This window comes from Flavobacterium poyangense, from assembly GCF_011751075.1.
Lineage (GTDB): Bacteria > Bacteroidota > Bacteroidia > Flavobacteriales > Flavobacteriaceae > Flavobacterium > Flavobacterium poyangense.
This window is the reverse complement of sequence record NZ_JAALLN010000002.1, coordinates 81,202-100,786: the sequence shown is the minus strand read 5'-3', so window position 1 is coordinate 100,786 and position 19,585 is coordinate 81,202. Positions and strand designations below refer to the sequence as shown.

The window sequence follows — 19,585 nt, the reverse complement described above, 5'->3', positions numbered from 1 at the left end:
AGCTTAATTAGGGTTAAGTTGTTAATTTTTAATATATTAAATAACTAAAAATGTACGGAAAAATAAAAGAACATTTGCAAAATGAGTTGCAAACTATTGAGGAAAACGGAATTTTTAAGAAAGAACGTATTATTACTTCAGCTCAGGATGCCGAAATTACAATTTCAACAGGTGAAAAAGTTTTGAATTTTTGCGCCAATAATTATTTAGGACTTTCTTCGCATCCGGAAGTGGTTCAGGCTGCTAAAGATGCTATGGATACACATGGTTTCGGTATGTCGTCCGTTCGTTTTATCTGTGGTACGCAGGATATTCATAAAACATTAGAGAGAAAGATTGCTGATTTTTATGGTACAGAAGATACCATTTTGTATGCAGCTGCTTTTGATGCTAATGGTGGTGTTTTTGAGCCATTGTTGGGAGAGAATGACGCTATTATTTCGGATAGTTTAAATCATGCTTCTATTATAGACGGAGTTCGTTTGTGTAAAGCGGCTCGTTATCGCTATGAAAATAGCAACATGGAAGATTTAGAGCAACAATTGATTAAGGCTAATGAAGCAGGGGCTCGTTTTAAATTAATTGTTACAGATGGTGTATTTTCAATGGATGGACTTGTAGCGCCATTAGATAAAATCTGTGATTTAGCTGATAAATACGATGCAATGGTAATGGTTGATGAATGTCATGCAGCCGGATTTATTGGGGCTACAGGTAAAGGAACTCTTGAGGCAAAAGGTGTTATGGGAAGAGTGGATATCATAACCGGAACACTTGGAAAAGCACTGGGTGGAGCAATGGGAGGTTATACCACTGCTAAGAAAGAGATTATCGAATTACTTCGTCAACGATCAAGACCTTATTTGTTCTCAAATTCACTGGCACCCGCAATTGTAGGGGCTTCTATCAAAGTTTTTGAGTTATTAGAGAAAGATACTTCATTAAGAGATAAGTTAGAGTGGAATACCAATTATTTTAAAGAAGGTATGAAAAATGCCGGATTTGATATCATAGATGGGGATTCAGCAATAGTACCGGTAATGTTATACGATGCTAAATTGTCGCAGACTATGGCTAATGAACTTTTGAAAGAAGGAATTTATGTAATCGGATTCTTCTTTCCTGTTGTGCCAAAGGAAAAGGCAAGAATCAGAGTGCAACTTTCGGCAGCCCACACTAAAGAGCACTTGGACAGAGCGATAAAGGCTTTTGAAGTTGTCGGAAAAATGTTAAAAGTTATATAATTACCACATTGGCCGAATTTTTGTAGGTTTTTTTTAACATTTCATTTTGTATTTAAAAAATTTGGTGTTACTTTTGCTTGTAATTAACTAAATTGTAATTAAAAAAAATTAAGTATGAAACATCTTAACAAACTTTTAGTTGCTGTGATGATGGTGATGGGTTTAAGTTCTCACGCGCAAGACAGTAACAATCCATGGGCTATCTCTTTTGGAGTTAATGCCGTTGACACTAGAACTAGTGCTGGTGGAGGTAATGGTTGGATCAACCAACACTTTTCTCAGCCATTCGCTGTAAAAGACAACTGGAACATCCTTCCTTCTTTGTCTTACATCGGAGTGTCTAAATATGTTGGTAGTGGTTTCTCAGTTGGTTTACAAGGATCTGTAAACAAAATTGATAAATACGTTACTTTTAATCCATCTCACCCAAATCATGATTCAAGAGGTATGGTTGTGAGTAATCCTGGTGATTTGATGTATTACGGAATTGATGCTACTATTAAATATAGCTTCCAAGAATTAATCAAATCTAAAGTAATTGATCCTTCGTTAACTGTTGGTGGTGGTTATGTTTTCTTAGGAGACAGCAGCTACGGAACTGTTAATCCAGGTGCTGGTGTTACTTTTTGGTTTACTGAGTCTATTGGTTTAGAGCTTGCTACTAAATACAAATGGTCAGTTTCTGGAGATAGAGAAGACTCAAAAGGTGTTCCAGATGCTCCATCTCACTTCCAACACACTGCTGGTCTTGTTTTCAAATTTGGAGGTAAAGATACTGACGGTGACGGAATCTATGACAAAGACGATGCTTGTCCAGATGTTGCTGGTTTAAAACAATTCAACGGATGTCCTGATACTGACGGAGACGGAATCGTTGACGCTAGTGATGCTTGTCCAGATGTTTTTGGTTTAGCTGCATTAAACGGATGTCCTGATACAGACGGAGACGGAATTGCTGATAAAGATGATGCTTGTCCAGATGTTGCTGGTTTAGCTGCTTTAAAAGGTTGTCCTGATACTGACGGAGACGGAATCGCTGATAAAGATGACAAATGTCCTACAGTTGCTGGTCCAAAAGAAAACGGTGGTTGTCCTTTCTTAGATGCTGACAAAGATGGTGTAGCTGATAAAGATGACGATTGTCCTACAGTTTACGGTCCTGCTAGTAACAGAGGATGTCCAGAAGTAACTACTGAGGCTTTAGAAGATCTTAAAGTTCAAGCTAGAGCGGTATACTTTAACTCAGGTAAAGCTACTTTCAAAACAGGAGACAAAGAAACTCCAGCTAGATTAGATGCAATTAAAGAAATCCTTAAAAACTATCCAAACGCGAAATTCAGCATTGAAGGACACACAGATAGTACAGGTTCTGCTAAAATCAATGACAAACTTTCTCAAGATAGAGCTGACGCTGTAATGAACGCGTTAATCGAAAGAGGAGTTAACAAAGAAAACTTAGAATCTAAAGGTTTTGGATCTTCTCAACCAGTTGCAAGTAACAAAACTGCTGCAGGTAAAGCTCAAAACAGAAGAACTGAAATTAAACACATTGGTTCTAAATACCAAGGTAAACTATAATTTACAGTTTAAATAAATACTAAAAGCCATTCTTAATTGAATGGCTTTTTTTATTTTTATCAAATGATAAATACTTCCTTTCTCGAAAAAATAGCAACCGTCATTATCCAGGATTATTCAGATAAACTTGCAGAAACGACTATTATTTTGCCTAATAAAAGAGCGAAGGTTTTTTTAATTGAAGCCTTAAAAAAGGAGACTTCGCATACTATTCTTTCTCCGGATATCATTAGTATTGAGGATTTTGTACAAGACGTCGCCGCTATCCGGTCTGTTGATTCAATCGAACTGCTCTTCGAATTCTATGAAGTTTATCTTTCTATTACAGAAAAACAATACCAACAGTCATTTGAATTGTTTGCCAATTGGGCAAAAACACTTCTTCAGGATTTTAATGAAATAGATCGCTATTTACTGGATCCTGCCCATGTTTTGTCTTATCTGAAAGATATTGAAGATATTAAAAAGTGGGGAATAGAAGTAGAGAACAAAACCAAGCTTTTAGAAAATTATATTGATTTCTGGAAATTGCTGCCATTGTATTATGAGTCTTTATATAATCATCTGCTAAATAAGAGTATTGGTTATCAAGGTTTGATTTATAGGGAAGCGGTTCATAATTTAAATCATTTTTCGAATACAACTACAGGACGCAATTTTCTTTTTGCAGGATTCAATGCTTTAAATGCTGCCGAAGAAAAAATCGTGCAACATCTTTTAGCTTTAGATCAAGCCAGAATTTATTGGGATGTGGATCAGGTCTTTCTTAATGATCCTTACCACGACGCTGGGCTTTTTGTGAGACGTTTTAAAGAAAACTGGAAGCATTATAAAGGAAACCCTTTCGAATGGATTGTGGATGATTTTTCTCAATCAAAGAATATTCAGGTTATTGGAACTCCAAAAACAATTGGTCAGGCTAAGCTAACGGGAAGTATCATTGAGAATATAATTTCAGAGAATCCAACGACATCTCTCGATAAGGTAGCTGTTGTATTGGGAGAGGAAAATTTGTTAGTGCCTGTTTTGTATGCATTACCTTCCTCTGTCGGCGCACTAAATATTACGATGGGGTATTCCGGAAAAAATAATCCCTCGCAAATATTGATCGCAAAATTGTTTAAAATGCATACTAATGCACTTTCCAGAAAAGGGGAGAGTTATGTTTTTTATTATAAAGATGTCTTAGATGTTTTGACGCATCCGCTAGTGGAGCCTTATGCTAATGCAGGTAGTCTGGTTCGGATTATAAAAGAGAACAATTATACTTTTATTACACACAACAGATTGATGGAGCTCAACTCAAAAGAGTCCGAGCTATTTCAATTGTTGTTTCAGAAATGGGAGAATGGATCGATTGCGGTTTTAGAGAATATATCAACTCTTTTGTTATTGGTAAAAAAGAATTTCAGCAATGATAATGAAGAGGAAAAGATCGCTAAAGCTTTTGTCTTTGCTATTTTTAAGGTGATCAATAAGTTAATTAGCTATTATTCTAAACACAAACATATTGACAATATTGATACTTTGTATGCTATTTATAAGCAGGTAATTGATGTGGCGGAAGTTTCGTTTGAAGGGGAACCCTTAAGAGGATTGCAAATTATGGGGGTTCTGGAAAGTCGTGTTTTGGACTTTGAGACCGTAATTGTAACGTCTATGAACGAAGGTAAATTTCCCGCAGGTAAATCTCAAAATTCATTTATTCCATATGATGTCAAAAAAGAATTGGGATTGCCGACTTTTAAAGAAAAAGATGCTATTTACACGTATCACTTTTATCATTTACTGCAAAGAGCCAAAAATATTTATTTGATTTATAATACAGAGAATGATGGTTTAGATGCCGGAGAACGCAGTCGTTTTATAACGCAATTGGAAGTAGAAAAACAAGTAAAACACAATCTTACCTTTGATATTTACAATCCGGTTTTACCGGCAATGGCCAATAAGCCCATGGTGGTTCCAAAATCAGAAGCTGTTCTGGAACGATTAAAAGAAATTGCTACAGTCGGGTTTTCTCCTTCATCTTTGACGAGTTATATCAGAAATCCGATTGAATTCTATTTTCAAAAAATTCTGAGGATTAGGGAGGTCGAAGAAGTAGAAGAAAATATTGCCTTAAATACCCTCGGGACCATTATACATGAAACGTTGAAGGCTTTATATGATCCTTTTGTCGGGCGATTAATTTCGGAAGCTGATATTAAAAATTGTTTTAAATTGTTAGATGCCGAAGTGCTGAAACAGTTTAAATTAGTCTATAAAGAAGGTGAAATAAAAAAAGGACGTAACCTTTTGGCTTTTGAAGTGGCAAAACGGAATGTTTCGAATTTCCTGAAAATGGAATTAGATTTAATTTCAAGTGGAGATGAAGTTCAGATTATTGCTTTAGAAAAAACATTTGAACGTGAATTACATCATCCTGCTTTGCCTTTTCCTGTTTTGATCAAAGGAAATGTGGACCGAATCGAGTTGCGTAACGGGAAGATCAGAATTATCGATTATAAGACAGGAAAAGTTGAAAAAGCCAGTGTTGTGCTGAAATCATGGAATGGATTGACACAGGAGCTTAAAAACGATAAAATCATTCAGGTGTTGGCGTATGCCTTTATGTTTGAAACGGAAGCAAAAGGAATTCCGATGGAGGCCGGGATAATTTCGTTTAAAAACCTTAAAGCAGGGTTTTTGCCTTTCGGATTCAAAGAAGAGAAAGAATTAACAATGACAGTTTCTAAAGAAATTCTTGCCAGTTATTTAGAAGAGATTGTCGTGTTGCTAAGAGAGATTTTTGATATGACCATTCCTTTCGAAGAGAAAATAAATTAAGATAACAAGAGTGTTAATACCTGGTGTAATTCTGGAAAAAGACTACTAAATGATTTACGGAATTGTAGTAGGATGGAGTAGTTTTCTTTTTTTAAGATAATAAATGACTTTTTAGGATAGAACTGTCTTGAAACCGAGAGTTTTGTAATTTAATTTTATGAAGTAAAATTCTATAATTTTAAAGGATTATGTTCTTTTTAACAAATTTATTTACAGATGCTGTTTTTATAACAATCAAAATATAAACTATAAACAAAAGTGATTCAGGGGGTTATGATTACTGCAGAAAAAGAATACCTTTGCCGAAATTTTTAAAAGAAATTTTACAAATTACAATTTTTGCCCCCACAAAAAGAGAAAAAAGGCTGTTTCGATATTTCGAAATGGTCTTTTTTTATTTGGCAGCTTTATGATCTGAATCCGATTGCTTAGGGTTGGAGGGTAAAGTTGGGATTGAGAAAAGAGATTAGATAATCTGAATATGAAGAATATAGCATACCCAATGGGTCGAAGGTTTTATAGGTTGATAAGATCTTCGACTCCGCTCAGACTGACAATTGCAATTTCAGTAAGATTTAAGTGCTAATGAGAGTGTTACCCTGAACGGAGTCGAAGGCTTTGTAGTATATAATGACTTCGACAGTACTAATTACTTAACAATAGAGTTCAGGGATGTATTATTAAAGAAAACGAGACAATACTATTTTTAGTTCTTCTTTGTTTTCAATAGAGCTCATGTGCCCGTCTTCAAAAGTTACTAATTCTACAGTTGTGTCCTCTACTTGAGTAACGGTGTCGTCGTAGTTTAATACGGGGTCTTTTTTTCCTAAAACCAATAAAACCGGGAAAAGATTCTTTTGCAAAAGTGCTTCCCTGTCTTTTCTGACTTTCATTCCTTCTAATGAGGCAATTATTCCTTGTAAAGGTGTTTTTAAGGCAATAGTTTTAGCTTTTTCAATTTCTTTAGCAAATCTGGCTCTGTTGTTTTCGCTAAATAAATTGGCAATCGCCAAACTTACAAAACCTATGTAATTTTGTTTTACGGCTTTTATAGCACGTGTTCTGTTTAATTTTTTTTCAGGGCTGTCTTCGCGTGCCGTTGAATTTAGTAATACTAATTTTTTGATCGCAGCAGGATATAATTCGGCGAAAGCCAAACCAACATAACCGCCCATAGAATGACCAATAATCGTAGTTTTTTCAATTTTTAAATGCATTAAAATCTCCTGAACGATATTAGCATTCTCTTCCATTTCGTGTATATAACCTAAACAGTCAGATTCACCGTGCCCTAACAAATCAATTGTAATGATACGATATTGATCCGAAAAAAAGGAAACATAGTCTTTCCACATGGTTTTGTTTTCGAGAAAACCGTGAAGAAATACAACTGCTGTTCCTTGCCCGGAATCGGTATAGGAGATCTTGGTGTTTTTGTATAATAGCGTTTTCAATATAATCTGTTTAATTCTGAAATATGATTAATGTAAGTTGCGGGTTGTGAGTTGTGAGATGTGAGTTTGGAATTTGATATGTTTTGTTTGGTATAAAAAAACGGATAATTTCTCAGTCTCAATTTTCACTTTTTACATCTTATATTTCACGACCAGCAACTTGAGTTAGTTAAATTAAAACGGCTCGCATTTCTGAAAGCCGTTTGTTTTTTTATGATTTTAAAAAGGAATTAATTTCCGAGAAATATTTTTCTCGTGCGTCGAGCCATCCGTAATGTTTGGAATGTTGGAGTAAAATTAATTTTGAATTCGGAAACGTTTGACGGGCAATTTCTCCAATTTCATTACTAATAATATCTTCTTTCCCCTGAATGATTAAAACCGGGTTTTTAAAATTTTTCAATTTTGCTTTGCAGTCAAAATTCATTTTTTGCATGTCTCCCCACAATAATCCGTTTATTGTAGAATTGCCTTGTGTTAGTCTTTCTGCAATTATTGGTGCATACTTCTGGTCGTAAACATAGGCTGGTGCCATTGCTCTACCTCTTCCAATTCTTGCTTCGTAGGAAGTGTCGCCCTTTTCGATTTTGTCATTCCAATAGCTCAAAGAATCTTTTTGTGATTGATTTAATCCGGCTTCGATAAGATTGGCGCCTTTTAATAAAGTCAAATCTACTCCTCCGGAAGAGGACAAAATCAATTTAGAGATGTTGTTTGGGTAGACTGTAGCATAATAGGAAGCTAACATTCCTCCAAATGAATGTCCAAGAATACTCCATTTTTTGATTTTAAGATGCTTTCGCAACGCTTCCATATCGTCGACCATTAATTGCATTGAAATGGTCTTAGCATTTAATTTTTTCAATTTGGACTTTCCCGTTCCTCGTTGGTCATAAATAATGGTTTGTTGATTTTCAGACAAGGTTTTTGCCATATCTTCAAAACCATTACTGTTCATTCCTGGACCACCGTTAATAATCAAGAGCGGTTCGCCTTTGCCGAATGTTTTATAATAAGTCAGACTGGAATCGCTGTTCTTTACATAACCTTCGGTTTGGGCGAAAGTTTTGCCAAGGAAGATCAAAAAAGCAAATAGAAAAATCTTTTTCATTACAATGCTTATGAATTCATCAAACTTTCAATTTCATCAGCTTCAATCGGAATATTACGCATCAGGTTAAAAGGTTCTCCTTTTTCCTGAACCACTACGTTGTCTTCTAAACGGATTCCGAATTTTTCGTCCGGAATGTAAATGCCCGGTTCAACAGTGAATACCATATTGGCTTTCATTGGTTCGTGAAGCAATCCGTAATCGTGCGTGTCAAGTCCCATATGGTGAGAAGTTCCGTGCATGAAGTATTTTTTGTACGCTGGCCATTCCGGGTTTTCATTTTGTACGTCGGCTTTGTCAATTAAGCCTAAGCCAAGTAACTCAGAAGTCATGACTTTACCTACTTCCACATGATATTGTTTCCATAATGTTCCCGGAGTAAGCATTTTTGTAGCTTCGTTTTTTACTCTTAAAACAGCATTGTAAACTGCTTTTTGTCTTTCGGTATATCTTCCTGAAACCGGAATTGTTCTCGAAAGATCACTGGAGTAGTTGGCATATTCTGCCGCAACATCCAGTAAAATCAGATCTCCGGCCTTACATTGCTGGTTGTTTTCGATATAATGCAACACGTTTGCATTATTTCCTGAAGCGATAATTGGAGTGTAAGCAAAACCTTTAGAACGGTTACGGATGAATTCGTGAATTAGTTCTGCCTCGATTTCATATTCGGTAACATTTGGTTTAACAAATGGCAACAATCTTCGGAAACCTTTCTCGGTAATATCACAAGCTTGCTGAATCAAATCGATTTCTTCGCTTTCTTTTATAGAACGAATACGTTGCAAAATTGGATTGCTTTTTGCTACGTTGTGAGCCGGATAACGTTCTTTCCACCATTTTACAAAACGAGCTTCGCGGGTTTCTGTTTCAACACTTGCACGGTAATGTTCGTTGGTATTGATGTACATCGTATCGGCATAGGTCATCATTTCGTTCAAGACTTTATGAAAATCCTGCAACCAATAAACCGTTCTGATTCCTGAAACCTGAAACGCGCGTTCTTTAGTCAGTTTTTCACCTTCCCAAATGGCGATATGTTCGCTGGTTTCTTTTAGAAAAAGAATCTCTTTTTGGTTTTCGTATGGTGCATCGGGAAACAAGAGTAAAACACTCTCTTCCTGGTCAACACCACTCAGATAAAAAATATCTCGGTGTTGTGCAAATGGTAAAGTACTGTCGGCACTAACGGGATAGATGTCGTTTGAGTTGAAAACGGCAACAGAATTAGGTTTCATTTCTGCCGTGAATTTTTTGCGGTTTTTTACAAAAAGAGCGCTGTTTATTTGATGATATTTCATAGTAGTATTGTTTTTTGTACTTCGAATTTCAAAATTAATGATTTTTAAAGAAGTAGAACAAAATAGGATTATTAAAGTTTTCTTATTTGTTAGGGAGGGACTTAACCGCAAAGGGTGCAAAGTATATAACTATCGTGGTACGCAAAGTGTGCAGTGTTTTGTTCGCAAAGCGGCGAAGACGCAAAGTTTTTCGCCACTGTATGTCATTCCGAAGAATGAGGAATCACACCAACAGCTCGACAAAGATTGGCGATTTTCTTTGCGGATTCTCGTGTGATTCCTCATTTTTCGGAATGACAATATTATGGCGATAATAGAAAATTGTGAGGTTTTGCACTAGAGTCTTTTAGTTTTATGATAATTATTCAGATTCGACTCTACCTTTTATTAGATTGTTTTTTAAAATTTTGTAAGAATGATCCTTTATAATTAGTATTTTCGCTTGCATAAAACCATAAAAAGAAATCATGAACAAACTTTTTACACTGCTATTTTTGATTTTTTCGTTAATCCCTTCTGCTCATAGTCAGATTCAGTTTGATAAAAGGTATGTTCAAAGTGAAGACAGATGGGTTGCTTTTCCAGCTGATAGCACAGGGAGTTATCCATATGGATTTGTCTATATAGATTCGGAAGCCGGATTAACTTTAGATTATGCAGGAACTTTTAAAATAGACGAGAAAGGGAGATTTATGCCAACGAAAATTGAGAGGCAAAGCTTAATGAAATACAGATTGCAGCCAAATAATAATTTAATAGCATTTATTCCTGAATCAAAATATACAGAATTAGAAATTGCAAAAGAACCGGATTGGCTTAAAAATTATAAGACAAATGAAGGTTCTATAGAACGGCTTTATAAGTGGGGTTATATGTATAATGGTTGGAATGAATGTGAAAAAGCTTTGGAGTATTTAGAAAAAGCAGATAAAATCAATCCAGATTATAAAGGACTTCAGGTTGAATTGGGCTTTTCTTATAATTGTCTTAAGCGTTATCCGGATGCAATAACAGTTTTGCAAAAAGCTTTAAAGCAAAATCCATTTGATGCTTATACTAATAAAGAGTTGATTTATGCAGAAGTGAAAAGTGATGATTTGGAAGCAGCAAAAAACATTTGCCGCAAAGTTTTTAAGGAAGTTAAAAACGAAACGTACAAAGGTGAGGGGGCATACAATATTCTGCAAGGTTATTATTTAAAGAAAGATGTTAAAAATTTTGAAAGTTGGCTTTCAGAATCGAGTGCTTATTTGTTAAATAATCCAACTTTTAAAAATTTAGTAGGTCAAATGAAATCTGAGTTAAATTTGAAAGATAAAAGTAATTGATTTTTTATTTGCAAAAGGTTTAAATCTGGAATTGTGCAATCTTTATATAGGCTTATATTAAATGATTTTTATTTAGATGAAATGCAGGAACTATTAATTGAAAGTAAAGGAATAAAAACGGATCAATATTATATACCGCCCTTTGAGCTAAGAGAAGGAGAGGTTGTTATTATTTATTTGCAAGCGGGGCCTTTTTTTGATATTCTGAAAGAACAATTGACCGCTATATTTACGGGGAAAGTACAGCATGAAAATGTTAGGATAATAAAACCTTTGACTTTTGCTGAGCCTTTTCATGAATCAACTTTTAAAAGAATATTTAATCCGGTTACGGTAAATAGATATCTAAGAAAAAATGCAAATTTAAATAGTGTATTCCTATCTGAAATTTTTGCAATAGATGCTTTTGCTAAAAAAGACAAGGTAAAAAATCTTGATACGAGTCAGCAGAAACGGCTTTCGTTATGTTCGGTTTTTTCAAAAACAAGAAATATAGTTTTTGACTTAAGAGGAGAAGGGGCTTTATACTTCGCTAAAACATATAAATTTGTTAAAGATGAAATTAAAAACGGTGGAGCAGCTATTTTAATTGACTGGTCTAATGAACTGAAGAATGATTGTTCGAAATTTATAACATTAGAATGGCTAGTGAATACAGAAGAATTAATGAAGATTGGTAATGGAACTGCAAGCCTTTCCAGGATGTATTGAAAAATTAGCCTCATTATGAAATTAAATATTAAAATCAGAAAAATTGAAAGTCAAGATTTAGGCTTCGTCTACAAATCAATATGTGAACTCGAAAATGAAATTCTGGATTTCGAAATATTCGAAGAAATTTTCAATGAAAACATTTCGAATCCCAACAATGTTTATTTGATCGCCGAAAACGAAAAGGAGTATTTAGGTTTTATTAGTTTTCACACACAGAAACTTTTGCATCATTGTGGCTTAGTAGGAGAAATTCAGGAGTTTTTTATTGATAAAAGTTGTCGAGGTCAGGGAATTGGCCGTCAATTAATTATTAAAATAATGCTTTATGCGAGCCAGAATCATCTGAAAAGTATTGAAGTAGCCACAAATCGGAAGCGTGTAGAGAATGTTCTGATTTATGAAAACTTAGGTTTTGATTTGACACACAACAAGTTTACTATTTCTAATTAATTTTATAAATTCTATATTTTGATAGTATGATTGACAGAGAAAATTTAATTGCAAACTACATTGAAGGTTACAATCAATTTGATATTGATAAGATGATGATTGATTTTGACAAGACTATTGTTTTTGAAAATGTTCAGAACAACGAAGTGAATATGATTTTGACGGGATTGGAGGAATTTAGAAATCAGGCTGAGGAAGCAAAGAAATATTTTTCAAAAAGACGTCAGGTAATCACTACGTTCACACATTCGGAAAATGTTACTGAAATAGAAATCGATTATCATGCGGTACTTGGAATGGATTTTCCTAACGGAATGAAAACAGGCCAGGAATTAAGTCTGAAAGGGAAATCTATTTTTGAATTTTTAGATAATAAAATTGTCAGATTGACTGATGTAAGTTAGGGTACTGCAATGAAAGAATTGAATCCATCCATAAAACACCACTTGATAGTTGGAATTCTGATTAGCGTTTGGCTTTTTGTCTTCGCCTTTATCATAAGACCTTTTGATGATGGCACTGTAAATTTTAGAGCTTGGTTTTTGATAAGTGCCGGATTTAGTTTGATGGCTTTTTTGTGTTATGCGATTCTTTCAATCCTTCAAAAAAGAGTTTATGAGAAAACATCAAATTGGAGTATTGGCTTAGAAGCGATAAGTATTATCTTTTTTTATTCGATCTATCTGATTGGGATTTATGCCTATTATAAAAGTCCAATTTTAAATGGTGGGTATAGTTTCACGGAGTTTGTTGCTATAATATTTGTCAAAGTGGCTTTGATTTTAACTCCGGTGCTTCTTCTGGCAAGAAGGTATTTGATTAAGCTGATTCCTGTAAAAGAGGATATGTTGTTATTTAAAGGAGATAATAAACTCGATATTTTGAGAATTAAAAAATCAGATTTGGTTTGTATTTCGAATGCTCAAAATTATGTTGAGATTTTTTATATCGAGAATATTGAACTTCGTTCGAAATTAATTCGTTGTTCACTTAAAAAAGTACAGCAGGATTTTGATTTTTTACTTCAAATACATCGTTCGCACTTGATAAATCCACTGCATTTTATTTCCTGGAAAGATCAAAATACGATTGCACTTACTCAAATTGAACTCCCGGTTTCTAAAAATTATAAAGAAATTTTACGGGCATTAGAATTTCGTACCTAAAAGGTTGTGTTTTGTACCTAAGTCAATAAAATTGGCACTTACTCAGGTTTCTTACTCTAGTTTTGCTTTCTTAATTTTTAAACTTAATTATGAAAACAAAACACATTTGCCTAATCGGACTGCTACTTTTTTTGATCAGTTATTTATTATTTTCTAAAATTTTACCTCATTTTCAAAAACCAATCGATTTTGCGCATTGGTTTAATTTAATTGGAGCTTGTTTGTTGTTGTCTTTTAATGATGTTTTTCCTAAAAACAGATTGAATGCTGTCGCTTCCTTTATAACGGCCTTGGGAGTTATTGCTCATATTGGCCTTTGTACAATTGACTTTGTAATGGGGAGTTTCGGTGATGATGTGCTTGCTCAATCACAATTGAGTGTTCATATCAGTAATACGCCGGAAGTTTTTTATCCGTTTATTGCTATTGGCCCATCGTTGCTTTTTGTCGGGTTGTCTGTACATGCGATACATTTTATTCGTACCCATACCATAAGTGTTTTGATGGTTGTTCTGGCGTCGCCAACAATCGGTTTTTCTTTTTTTGTTTTAAAAAATGGAGTTTATATGTTTTTGAGTTGTTTGGTTTTCGTTTTAGGATTAGGTTTTTTACTTTTTAGAAAAGAAGAAAAAATTATAGATTGAAAAAAAGAGATCAGTAAATAGGGGGCGATTGAAATTGTAAATTTTGTTTTAATTTGTATTTTCGTTTGCTTAAAACTTAACGGTTCAATTCATCTAAATTGAAAAAATATTTAAAATACCTAATTTCTCTCTTTTTGGTTTTTGCCGTGATTGTGGGCGATGGTACTTTAAATTCTCAGCCCAAATTGTCGGGCTATTATCAATTTTCTTATGTTGTATTTAGAAGAGAATCAGATTTCAAAACGCTTCGGTTATTTAAATTTATTCAGACCAAAAGTGTTGGGAGAGTCTCGTTTTTAATACTTTTCAGCTTTTTTCAGTTCAGGGACGGTTTTAGTTTACGAACCCGAACTGTTTTAAGATTATGTGAGCTTCTTCATCAGAATATAAATTCATTTATAAAACAATCCGTTTTTGTGAATGAAAGAATTATTTCAAACCATTTTCATAAAAGTTTATACAGCGCTTAAGGGATCTTTTTTCTGAGCATTTATGCTATATCAAAGCATAAGATGATATTATAATGTCTAATCATTTATCATTTTCAAAATGTATAAACAAAATAAAACACGTTTAGAGCAATCTAAGCGACCACTTCATTGGGTAAAAAGAAAAGTAATTTTAATAATGACTGCTTTCATGCTCGGAATGGCAAGCGGAATGAATATCGAAGATACAAGAATCAAAGGAAATCAGCATTATACAGAACAGCATAAGAAGGATTGATGGGGCACTTCGATTGTTATTGTAATGTTTACAGGGTGTAAAAAACGTCAGTTTTGTCATCCTTCGGAATTGATAGACGAGACGGGCTTATGCGACAACTCTTTAATTCTAACCAATAACAAGCAACAATTGTCATTCCGAAGAATGAGGAATCACACTAGAAACTCCGGCCTGTATGTCGCCAATCTTTGTCGAATTACTGGTGCGATTCCTTGTACCTCGGAATGACAGGGGAGGTGGGGTTATGCGACAACTCTGTACTTCTAACCAATAACAAGCAACAATTGTCATTCCGAAGAATGAGGAATCACACAAGAAACTCCAGCCAGCATGCCGCCAATCTTTGTCGAATTACCGGTGTGATTCCTCGTGCCTCGGAATGACAGGGGAGGCGGGTTTATGCGACAACTCTGTAATTCTAACCAATAACAAGTAACAATTGTCATTCCGAAGAATGAAGAATCACATATGAGATGAGACTCCGCAAAGAATGTCGTCAATCTTTGTCGAATTACTGGTGTTATTTACTTCGTCTATTCGCTATCGCTCGAGTCTCCTTCGAAATGACAGGGGTTGTTTCCTGTTTGTTGGTATTTGGAATTTTTTAATTGAAATTTAAAATTTTAATCCACCCATTTATAATACCTGGCCCCAATTAAAACTGGGATTTCTTTTTCGATTCGATCTAAAACCCATTCTTGTTTTGGAGTTCTGATACTTTCTTTTTGTTCTTTTTTATGAAGTCTTTCGTAAGTCTCGAAATCAATTTCTGTGCTTTGCTCTAAATTTTCAAAAAGTTTGGTTTTGGCTAAAGCCGATTGCCATTCGGGTTGAATTGTTCCTTCAAAAACTTTTGATTTAGAACCGCTTCCGTAGGCTAAGAAACCAAATTTTGTTCCCGAAATTTCTTTTTTAGTATCATAATAATGTGCCAGAGTCGATAATAATCCCATGAAAATAGAACCTGTATAAAGATTTCCGATTAAAGAAGAAGCTAATTCTGCGGGTTGTAATTTCTCCTTTACAAAATTTCTATAGTCATCAGATTTTGCTACTTCTTTAATTTTAGTTTGATAATCTGCGGGTGTACTATCATCAGCAATGATTTTATCGGCATGATCTAAAGCATAAATTTCCGACAACATTCTTCTTCCCTGAAAAGAATAAGGCAAGTGCATGATAATACAGTTCCAGGAATTGTATAAAGTTTCGGTTGTGTTTTTCAATTTCTTGAATGAAAAGTAGGCAGATCGAGTACGATCCATATAACATTGATTCGAATACTGGCCATCAAAAACCGGTTGGTCTTTGTGGATTTCGATTTCGCATTCTAAGTTGTCAAACCAGGAGTCGTTATTGTTGTTTTGTGTAATCGCTTGTTTGGAGATAGTTCTATAGGGTTTGAAAAAATCAAAAACACCTTTGGTACTGGTAGCCCAATTTTCGTCAAAAGCAATAATTCTTGGGTTTGAAGTTACCAACATAGCCAAAGCTCCGGCCCCTTGTGTATATTCTCCTGTTGAATTTAAGTCGTATTTGGCAAAATCGGTTGTAACTACAATCGCTTTTTTAGTCGGATTCAGTTTTACAAAGTCAATACAGTTTTGTAGGGCGTCAACACCACCAATACAGGCAAAAGTAAAATCAACCACATCACATTCGGCTAAAACATCTTCGCCAAACTTTTGTTCCATTAAAGCAATCAGGAAAGAACTAATAGGTTTAGAGCTATCGATAGCACTTTCGGTCCCTACATAAATCCGACTGATTTCGTTTAGGTTTATTTGGTTTTCGGTAATTAGTTTGGTTAAAGCATTTGCTCCAAAAACTACTGCATCCTGGTGTGCATCCGGTAAAGTCATTTTGATTAACCCAAGTCCTTTTTCTAATTTTTCGGGTTCTATATTTCTGGCAACTGCCAAAGTTTTGATAGGTAAGTGTATGTTGGCTACATCAAAAGAGATAGCGTCAATTCCTGTTTTCATTCTCATTTTTTTTGAAGCCGATAAAGGTAAAATTATGCTGTTAGAATTTAGTTGTTTTGAGACAGTAAAATTCTTGTGAACTTTATTTTTGAGGAAAACAAATCAAAAGGCGGTAAAAAATAACAATTTGGTAATTATATAAAAACGAGTAATTTGTTAAAATGGCTTGCAAAAAAAATCTATTTTCTTGTTTTTAAATAATTTGCAATAATCGAGGGGAAAGCTCTTTAAAATCATTATAAATAAGAGCGAAATGGTTGTAGTTGATGTCTAATTGCTTTATTTTTGTATAATTTTTTAAAACAAACTACTTAAACTCTTATGGCACAATCTGCACTATTGAATGCTTCCATCTTAAAGAAAGTGGCTATGGCTCTTTCGGGAATATTCTTAATCACGTTTTTAGCGCTGCATGTTTCCTTAAATTTTATTTCTATTATTAGTGTAGACGTTTTTAACGAAGCTTCTCACTTTATGGGATACAATCCGCTGATACAATATGTAATGCAGCCTGTTTTGGCAGTTGGTGTAATTTTCCACTTCGTAATGGGATTTATATTGACAGCACAAAATAGCGCAGCAAGACCAATTGCATACGCAAAATACAATGGAGCGGCAAATGCTTCTTGGACTTCAAGAAATATGATTATTTCTGGACTGGTTATTTTAGCTTTCTTAGGATTGCATTTTTATGATTTCTGGTTTCCTGAAGTTTCCTATAAGTATATAGTTGGAACTGCTCCGGATGCTACAAGATATTATGGTGAGTTAGTTCACAAATTTCACGATCCAATTCGTACAGGAATATACTGTGTGTCTTTCGTTCTTTTAGGTTTTCACCTTTGGCACGGATTCAGCTCTTCTCTTCAATCAGTGGGGATGCACAACAAATATTCAAGATTCTTAAGTAAAATCGGTTATGGATTTGCGGTTGTAGTACCGGCACTTTTCGTGATAATCGCTTTAGTTCATCATTTCATCAATAATTAATATCATTATATAATGGCATTAGATTCAAAAATCCCAAAAGGTCCAATTGCGGACAAATGGACAGATTATAAAAATCACATTAATTTAGTAAACCCTGCTAATAAACGTAATTTAGATATTATTGTAGTTGGAACAGGTTTAGCTGGAGGTTCTGCTGCGGCTACTTTGGCTGAATTAGGATATAACGTAAAAGCATTTTGCTTTCAGGATTCACCAAGACGTGCGCACTCTATTGCTGCACAAGGTGGTATCAATGCGGCAAAAAATTATAAAGGTGACGGTGACTCTGTTTACAGATTGTTCTATGATACTGTAAAAGGTGGAGATTACCGCGCACGTGAGGCAAACGTTCACCGTTTGGCTGAAGTTTCTGCTAATATTATTGACCAATGTGTGGCTCAAGGAGTTCCGTTGGCTCGTGAATATGGCGGATTATTAGATAACCGTTCTTTTGGAGGAACTTTGGTTTCTCGTACTTTTTATGCACAAGGACAAACCGGACAGCAATTATTGTTAGGAGCTTATTCTGCAATGAACCGTCAGATTGGTCGTGGAAAAATAAAAATGTACAACCGTCACGAGATGCTTGACATTGTAATCGTTGACGGAAAAGCGAGAGGTATTATCGCTCGTAATTTGATTACAGGAGAAATAGAAAGACATTCTGCTCACGCGGTAGTAATTGGTTCAGGAGGATACGGAAACGTGTTTTTCTTGTCAACAAATGCTATGGGAAGTAACGCTACAGCAGCTTGGAAAATACATAAAAAAGGAGCATTTTTTGCTAATCCTTGTTATACGCAAATTCACCCAACTTGTATTCCGGTTTCAGGAGATCACCAGTCAAAACTGACTTTGATGTCTGAGTCGTTACGTAATGACGGTCGTATTTGGGTTCCTGCAAAACTGGAAGATGCGAAAGCAATTCGTGAAGGAAAGAAAAAAGCGACTGATTTATCAGAAAGTGAAAGAGATTATTTCTTAGAAAGAAGATATCCTGCTTTTGGTAACTTAGTGCCACGTGACGTTGCGTCTCGTGCTGCAAAAGAAAGATGTGATGCCGGTTTTGGAGTTAACAAAACGGGTGAAGCAGTTTACTTAGATTTCGCAGCAGCAATTAAACGTTACGGAACTGAAGATGCTTATGTGAAAGGTTTAGATGATAAAGATGTTGCTTTGGTTACTAAATTAGGAGCTGCAATCGTGAAAAGTAAATACGGAAACTTATTCCAGATGTATTACAAAATCGTCGATGAAGATCCATATACAACACCAATGATGATTTATCCTGCGGTTCACTATACAATGGGTGGAACCTGGGTTGATTACAACTTAATGACTACAATCCCGGGATGTTTCTCAATCGGAGAGTCTAACTTCTCAGATCACGGAGCAAACAGACTTGGAGCTTCTGCCTTGATGCAAGGTTTGGCTGATGGTTATTTTGTATTGCCTTACACGATTGGAGATTATCTTGCACCGGATATTAAAATGGGAGAAATCTCTATAGATTTACCGGAATTCTTAGAAGCTGAGAAAGCTGTTAAAGATCAAATTGAGAAATTTATCAATAATAAAGGAACACATTCTGTAGATTATTTCCACAAAAAATTAGGAAAAATCATGTGGAATAAAGTAGGTATGGCTCGTAATGCTAAAGGTTTAGCTGAAGCTATCGAAGAAATTGCCGCTTTACGTGAAGAGTTTTATAAAGATGTAAAAGTACCGGGAAGTGCTAACGAATTTAATCAGGAATTAGAAAAAGCAACTCGTGTTGCCGATTTCTTAGAATTAGGAGAATTGTTCGCGAAAGATGCTTTACACCGTAACGAATCTTGTGGAGGTCACTTCCGTGAGGAGTACCAAACAGAAGAAGGAGAAGCACTTCGTGATGACGATAACTTTGCCTATGTGGCAGCTTGGGAATACAAAGGAAAACCGAGCGATGCTGTATTACACAAAGAACCTCTGAATTACGAAAATATTAAATTAGTACAGCGTAGTTACAAATAGATTTTGGTCAAAAGGCCAAAGTCTAAAGTCTAAAGCCTTATACTTTTGACTT

The 19,585-nt window shown here is 34.9% G+C and carries 16 protein-coding genes; 12 read left to right on the top strand and 4 right to left on the bottom strand.

Going from position 1 to position 19,585, the window contains the following annotated elements; all coding sequences use genetic code 11:
- Nucleotides 1-50: 50 nt before the first annotated feature.
- The 3 genes from kbl to G3A47_RS05355 all read left to right on the top strand — a co-directional run bounded on the left by kbl (nucleotide 51) and on the right by G3A47_RS05355 (nucleotide 5,651).
- Nucleotides 51-1,244 (top strand): glycine C-acetyltransferase, encoded by a 1,194-nt coding sequence (kbl, locus tag G3A47_RS05365; RefSeq protein ID WP_166921157.1) that lies wholly within the window; start codon nucleotides 51-53, stop codon nucleotides 1,242-1,244.
- Nucleotides 1,245-1,358: 114 nt separating this feature from the next.
- A complete protein-coding gene (locus G3A47_RS05360) occupies nucleotides 1,359-2,822 on the top strand; it encodes an OmpA family protein (protein WP_166921156.1) in 1,464 nt (487 codons plus the stop codon).
- Nucleotides 2,823-2,885: 63 nt separating this feature from the next.
- Nucleotides 2,886-5,651: a PD-(D/E)XK nuclease family protein gene (locus G3A47_RS05355; protein ID WP_166921155.1), complete on the top strand. Its 2,766-nt coding sequence runs from the start codon at nucleotides 2,886-2,888 to the stop codon at nucleotides 5,649-5,651.
- 680 nt (nucleotides 5,652-6,331) lie between these two features.
- On the opposite strand, the gene G3A47_RS05350 is transcribed toward G3A47_RS05355, so the two are convergent.
- The 3 genes from G3A47_RS05350 to G3A47_RS05340 form a co-directional block, all read right to left on the bottom strand.
- Complete coding sequence (locus G3A47_RS05350; RefSeq protein ID WP_166921154.1) at nucleotides 6,332-7,105, bottom strand: alpha/beta fold hydrolase; 774 nt, start codon at nucleotides 7,103-7,105, stop codon at nucleotides 6,332-6,334.
- A 211-nt stretch (nucleotides 7,106-7,316) separates the two neighbouring features.
- A complete protein-coding gene (locus G3A47_RS05345; protein ID WP_166921153.1) occupies nucleotides 7,317-8,216 on the bottom strand; it encodes an alpha/beta fold hydrolase in 900 nt (299 codons plus the stop codon).
- Between the two features lie 8 nt (nucleotides 8,217-8,224).
- Nucleotides 8,225-9,517 carry an aminopeptidase P family protein gene (locus G3A47_RS05340; protein ID WP_166921152.1) on the bottom strand — a complete coding sequence of 431 codons (1,293 nt, stop codon included), beginning with the start codon at nucleotides 9,515-9,517 and terminating at the stop codon, nucleotides 8,225-8,227.
- 467 nt (nucleotides 9,518-9,984) lie between these two features.
- On the opposite strand from G3A47_RS05340, the gene G3A47_RS05335 reads away from it, so the two are divergent.
- The 7 genes from G3A47_RS05335 to G3A47_RS05305 all read left to right on the top strand — a co-directional run bounded on the left by G3A47_RS05335 (nucleotide 9,985) and on the right by G3A47_RS05305 (nucleotide 14,545).
- Nucleotides 9,985-10,845, top strand: coding sequence for a tetratricopeptide repeat protein (locus G3A47_RS05335; RefSeq protein ID WP_166921151.1), 861 nt, complete (start codon nucleotides 9,985-9,987; stop codon nucleotides 10,843-10,845).
- Between the two features lie 33 nt (nucleotides 10,846-10,878).
- Complete coding sequence (locus G3A47_RS05330; RefSeq protein ID WP_166921150.1) at nucleotides 10,879-11,556, top strand: hypothetical protein; 678 nt, start codon at nucleotides 10,879-10,881, stop codon at nucleotides 11,554-11,556.
- Nucleotides 11,557-11,571: 15 nt separating this feature from the next.
- Nucleotides 11,572-12,009 carry a GNAT family N-acetyltransferase gene (locus tag G3A47_RS05325; RefSeq protein WP_166921149.1) on the top strand — a complete coding sequence of 146 codons (438 nt, stop codon included), beginning with the start codon at nucleotides 11,572-11,574 and terminating at the stop codon, nucleotides 12,007-12,009.
- A gap of 26 nt (nucleotides 12,010-12,035) precedes the next feature.
- Nucleotides 12,036-12,413, top strand: a complete 378-nt coding sequence (locus tag G3A47_RS05320; RefSeq protein ID WP_166921148.1) for a nuclear transport factor 2 family protein — start codon at nucleotides 12,036-12,038, stop codon at nucleotides 12,411-12,413.
- Nucleotides 12,414-12,422: 9 nt separating this feature from the next.
- Nucleotides 12,423-13,175 carry a LytTR family DNA-binding domain-containing protein gene (locus G3A47_RS05315; protein WP_166921147.1) on the top strand — a complete coding sequence of 251 codons (753 nt, stop codon included), beginning with the start codon at nucleotides 12,423-12,425 and terminating at the stop codon, nucleotides 13,173-13,175.
- A gap of 89 nt (nucleotides 13,176-13,264) precedes the next feature.
- The gene (locus tag G3A47_RS05310; protein ID WP_166921146.1) at nucleotides 13,265-13,819 is read left to right on the top strand and encodes a hypothetical protein; all 555 of its coding nucleotides are present in this window, start codon (nucleotides 13,265-13,267) and stop codon (nucleotides 13,817-13,819) included.
- A gap of 549 nt (nucleotides 13,820-14,368) precedes the next feature.
- Nucleotides 14,369-14,545, top strand: a complete 177-nt coding sequence (locus tag G3A47_RS05305; RefSeq protein WP_166921145.1) for a hypothetical protein — start codon at nucleotides 14,369-14,371, stop codon at nucleotides 14,543-14,545.
- A gap of 623 nt (nucleotides 14,546-15,168) precedes the next feature.
- Here the strand turns inward: G3A47_RS05305 and G3A47_RS05300 are convergent.
- On the bottom strand, nucleotides 15,169-16,530 hold the full coding sequence (locus G3A47_RS05300; RefSeq protein WP_166921144.1) for a hydroxymethylglutaryl-CoA synthase family protein: 1,362 nt from the start codon (nucleotides 16,528-16,530) through the stop codon (nucleotides 15,169-15,171).
- A 321-nt stretch (nucleotides 16,531-16,851) separates the two neighbouring features.
- On the opposite strand from G3A47_RS05300, the gene G3A47_RS05295 reads away from it, so the two are divergent.
- Both G3A47_RS05295 and G3A47_RS05290 read left to right on the top strand, forming a co-directional pair.
- Nucleotides 16,852-17,520 (top strand): succinate dehydrogenase cytochrome b subunit, encoded by a 669-nt coding sequence (locus G3A47_RS05295; RefSeq protein WP_166921143.1) that lies wholly within the window; start codon nucleotides 16,852-16,854, stop codon nucleotides 17,518-17,520.
- Between the two features lie 12 nt (nucleotides 17,521-17,532).
- Nucleotides 17,533-19,533 (top strand): fumarate reductase/succinate dehydrogenase flavoprotein subunit, encoded by a 2,001-nt coding sequence (locus tag G3A47_RS05290; protein WP_166921142.1) that lies wholly within the window; start codon nucleotides 17,533-17,535, stop codon nucleotides 19,531-19,533.
- Nucleotides 19,534-19,585: the final 52 nt, after the last annotated feature.